Genomic DNA, 3,226 nt, shown 5'->3' with positions numbered 1-3,226 from the left:
GGGCATTCTCGCTCTACGGCACGCTCCCGCCGCCAAGATCATCGGTGGATCGAGGTTAAGGCCCGAAGGCGCACACTGCCTCCGCGTGAGCCCACCGACAATGGTCATACTCAGCAGGTGACCAAGGATCGCGGGATTGGCGTGGTCAAGTTCTGGAACCAGGCGAAGGGTTGGGGCGCGATCACCTCGGACCTGCTGCCCGCCGGACGCAACGCCTGGGTGTTGTGGTCCAAGGTCGCGATGGACGGTTACACGACGCTTGAAGCTGGTCAGATCGTCGAGTTCGCGTTCCACGCCCAGAAATACGAAAGCTTCGACTTCGTTGCGGATTTCGTTCGGCCGATAGGCACGCCAGCGCAATAGCGACGCACCGCAGTGACTTCATGCCGCGTCCTCTTGCCGCGTTGAGCGCCACCAAGCTTGTACTGCAATTCTTGTGGTGCAGCACCCATACCCACCGGGGAGAACCTCGCTGTCATGCCCATGTTGAGCGCCACCGCGATCTCATGCCGCGTCGAGCGCTACCTCTGACGGCATCGACCCCACCGCCGCGTCGTCACTGTTCAAACTTCGGACGACCAAAAATGCCTGGTCGTCGAGCTCAATGACCGGTCGGCGCACGAGGCGAGCCTGTTCGGCGAGCCCTGCGCTCGCGAGCATCTCGGCAACGTCGTCCGCAGTCCGGTGAAATCGGGTGAGGCGAACGTCGTAGCCAAGTGCGCGGAAGCCGCCACCGACGTCGCGACTTCCCTGCCCGGACTGGAACGCAATGAGCGCAAAGCCGCCTGGCCGCAACACCCTGCGTGCCTCACGGAACACCGCAGGCAGGTCCTCGTCAGCGATGTGGATAACCGAGTACCACAGCAGGACACCGTCGAACTCAGCATCGGGGAAGGGAAGATCCGTGATGGACGCGACCTGGGTGGAGATGTCGGCATGCTCGCGCCGCGCCACCGCAATCATCCCAGGCGAGAGATCGACGCCGCGGACGCGGCAGCCCCGATCGCTCACATAGCGCGACATCCTCCCGGTGCCGCACCCGCTATCAAGCACCTGGGCACCACCGGCGGGCAGCACCGAAAGGAAGTGATCGATCATGGCCAGATCGATCGGCTGTTCGGGCTCGGTTGAGGGGAAGCGCGCGGCATAGACCTCAGCCACGGCGTCGTAGGTCGAGCGAACCTGCTCGGTCAACGCTTTGCCGTCCACGCCAGTAGTTTCGCAGGCGACAAGCGCCCGCTGGCACGACCCATCGCTCGCCCACCTCGCCGGTGCTCGCCCAGCCAGGACCGGCTAGTGGACTCTGCAGCCGTCAACATCAAACCCAATCACTTGCCGCGTTGAGCGCGTTCAGTGACGCAGCTGAGAGGGAAAGGACCAATGACCTGGCACTTTCTTCGTAGGCCACGGGGACTGGGACCCGCACGTGACGGGCCTCCTCCCACCATCTGGGTCACCGTACCGAGGTTCAAGATCGAATAATCAGCCGAACGCGCGTAGAACTCGTGCAGTTCGCCGTTGCGAAGGCACGATATAACGGGTGGCTGCGCGGGCGTGACCAATGTGAACGCGGGGGCCAACCGGGCGGCCGGTTAGTGGATATATACAAGTGTGGCAACAGGAGAGGTCGCATCCCGGAATGATGCGGCCGCGCCCTCCGGTGCCACGGAGTTCACCGAATGGGTTCGCCCCCACTGGTCGGCCATGCACGCGCTGGCTCACCGGATGAGCCGAGCAGGTACTGGTGAAGACGTGCTGCAGGAGTCACTGGCCGACGCGTGGCGACATCGCCTCAGATTTGATCCTGCGCGCGGGCAGGTCCGGGCATGGCTGCTAACGATTGTGGCCAACCAGGCACGTCGCTCGTTCCGCGGCGTGCCGCGAGCGGACAGGCTGACAGACGAGATACGAGTTGTAGACGGTGACGCTGCGCAGATTCGGCGCATCGACATGGCTACCGCGCTGCGACGACTCACTGAGCGGCAGCGGTTGGCCGTGACGCTGCATTACTACCTGGGCTTGACCACAGCCGAATGCGCTGAGGTGATGAGCTGTTCAACCGGCACCGTCAAGTCGACCTTGTCAGACGCCCGCGGCCGGCTCCGTATCTTGTTGAGGGACGCCGACCGTGACTGACATTGATCGCGAAATCCAAGCCGACGTTCACTGGTGGCAAGACCACGAACTTACGTCGCCGCCTGATCTCGACCGGGCGATGGCTGCCGCACTGTCCGGTACCGGGCGGCGCGCTCACACGCGACGCCGCGCTGCAGTCATCGCGAGCGTCGCCGCGACGGTGACCATCGTCGTCGCCGCTGCAACGAGCGTCCAACTCGTCCGCGAGTCGGATTCAGCTGCGAATTCCGCAACACAAAGCGCTTCTCCGGCGTTCCCGGGGTCGACTGCAGTGTCCCAACCTCCGACCAGGTTGATGAACCTCGGTGCCGTGAAGTGGGGCGCCCCGGTCGTTTCCGCCAGCGACCAGCGTGTCGTCTACCTTGAGCAGCTCGACGTGCCCAGTGGTATCTGCGATGACCAGATCAGCGTGATCAAGACGCACGTGACCGAATCCGCCAAGACGGTTCGCATCCGACTTGACGGTTACGGAGCGCAACCGGTGAGGACCCAGGTTTGCGACTTGCTCCCCAACCACCTCCAACCCAAGATCACACTCCGGGCTCCGCTGAATGGGCGCCCGCTGGTCGACGACACCAACGGCAAGACGCACGCGGCTTATGACCCAGCCTCAGCACCCCGGTTCACCGAGACACCGCTGGGGTGCGCCGTGCAGGACCCCCTGCAGTGGACACCAGCTACCGACACAGCGCACATATTGTGTGAGGACGACAATGCTGACGTGGAGGCTCAGATCTGGTACGCCCCCGTAGGCGCGTGGGACCACGAGTTCAACACTCCGGGCGGCGCCCAGGGAGCCCCGGCCACCATTCATGGCGCAAGGGCACAAGTCTGGTACGACTCCAGCACCCCGACCTGGACGCTTCAATGGACCATCGAAACTGGACGTCAGGTAGTCCTCATGGTCCTAGACAGGGCCGGCAAGGCCCTGGACCGCAAACAAGTTGTGACGCTTGCCCGATCCATCCGTAACCCGTCGAAGTAGCCACGCGGAGTGAGTAACTGCACCGGCCTCTCATGCGGCATTGGCGCCTACCGCGCTCTCATCAGCGTGAGTCGTTTTGGTCAAGCTGTTGGTCGGTGCCCATGG

Annotated in this window: 4 protein-coding genes; 3 read left to right on the top strand and 1 reads right to left on the bottom strand. The window is 63.6% G+C overall.

The annotated features are described in order from the left end of the window. Positions 1–117: 117 nt before the first annotated feature. The gene (locus tag ACFFC4_RS22075) at positions 118–363 is read left to right on the top strand and encodes a cold-shock protein (protein WP_375504898.1); all 246 of its coding nucleotides are present in this window, start codon (positions 118–120) and stop codon (positions 361–363) included. A gap of 141 nt (positions 364–504) precedes the next feature. Here ACFFC4_RS22075 and ACFFC4_RS22070 read toward each other — a convergent pair whose 3' ends face one another. After that, the gene (locus tag ACFFC4_RS22070; RefSeq protein WP_375504896.1) at positions 505–1,209 is read right to left on the bottom strand and encodes a class I SAM-dependent DNA methyltransferase; all 705 of its coding nucleotides are present in this window, start codon (positions 1,207–1,209) and stop codon (positions 505–507) included. Positions 1,210–1,611: 402 nt separating this feature from the next. On the opposite strand from ACFFC4_RS22070, the gene ACFFC4_RS22065 reads away from it, so the two are divergent. Together ACFFC4_RS22065 and ACFFC4_RS22060 are read left to right on the top strand one after the other, a co-directional pair. Continuing rightward, entirely contained in the window at positions 1,612–2,136 is a 525-nt protein-coding gene (locus ACFFC4_RS22065) for an RNA polymerase sigma factor (RefSeq protein ID WP_375504894.1), read from the top strand. Beyond that, the gene (locus tag ACFFC4_RS22060; protein WP_375504892.1) at positions 2,129–3,121 is read left to right on the top strand and encodes a hypothetical protein; all 993 of its coding nucleotides are present in this window, start codon (positions 2,129–2,131) and stop codon (positions 3,119–3,121) included. The genes ACFFC4_RS22065 and ACFFC4_RS22060 overlap by 8 nt, the downstream gene beginning before the upstream one ends. Positions 3,122–3,226: the final 105 nt, after the last annotated feature.

This window comes from uncultured Jatrophihabitans sp., from assembly GCF_964244045.1.
GTDB lineage: Bacteria > Actinomycetota > Actinomycetes > Mycobacteriales > Jatrophihabitantaceae > Jatrophihabitans.
The sequence above is the reverse complement of the archived record's forward strand: the minus strand, read 5'-3'. Positions and strand labels throughout refer to the sequence as shown.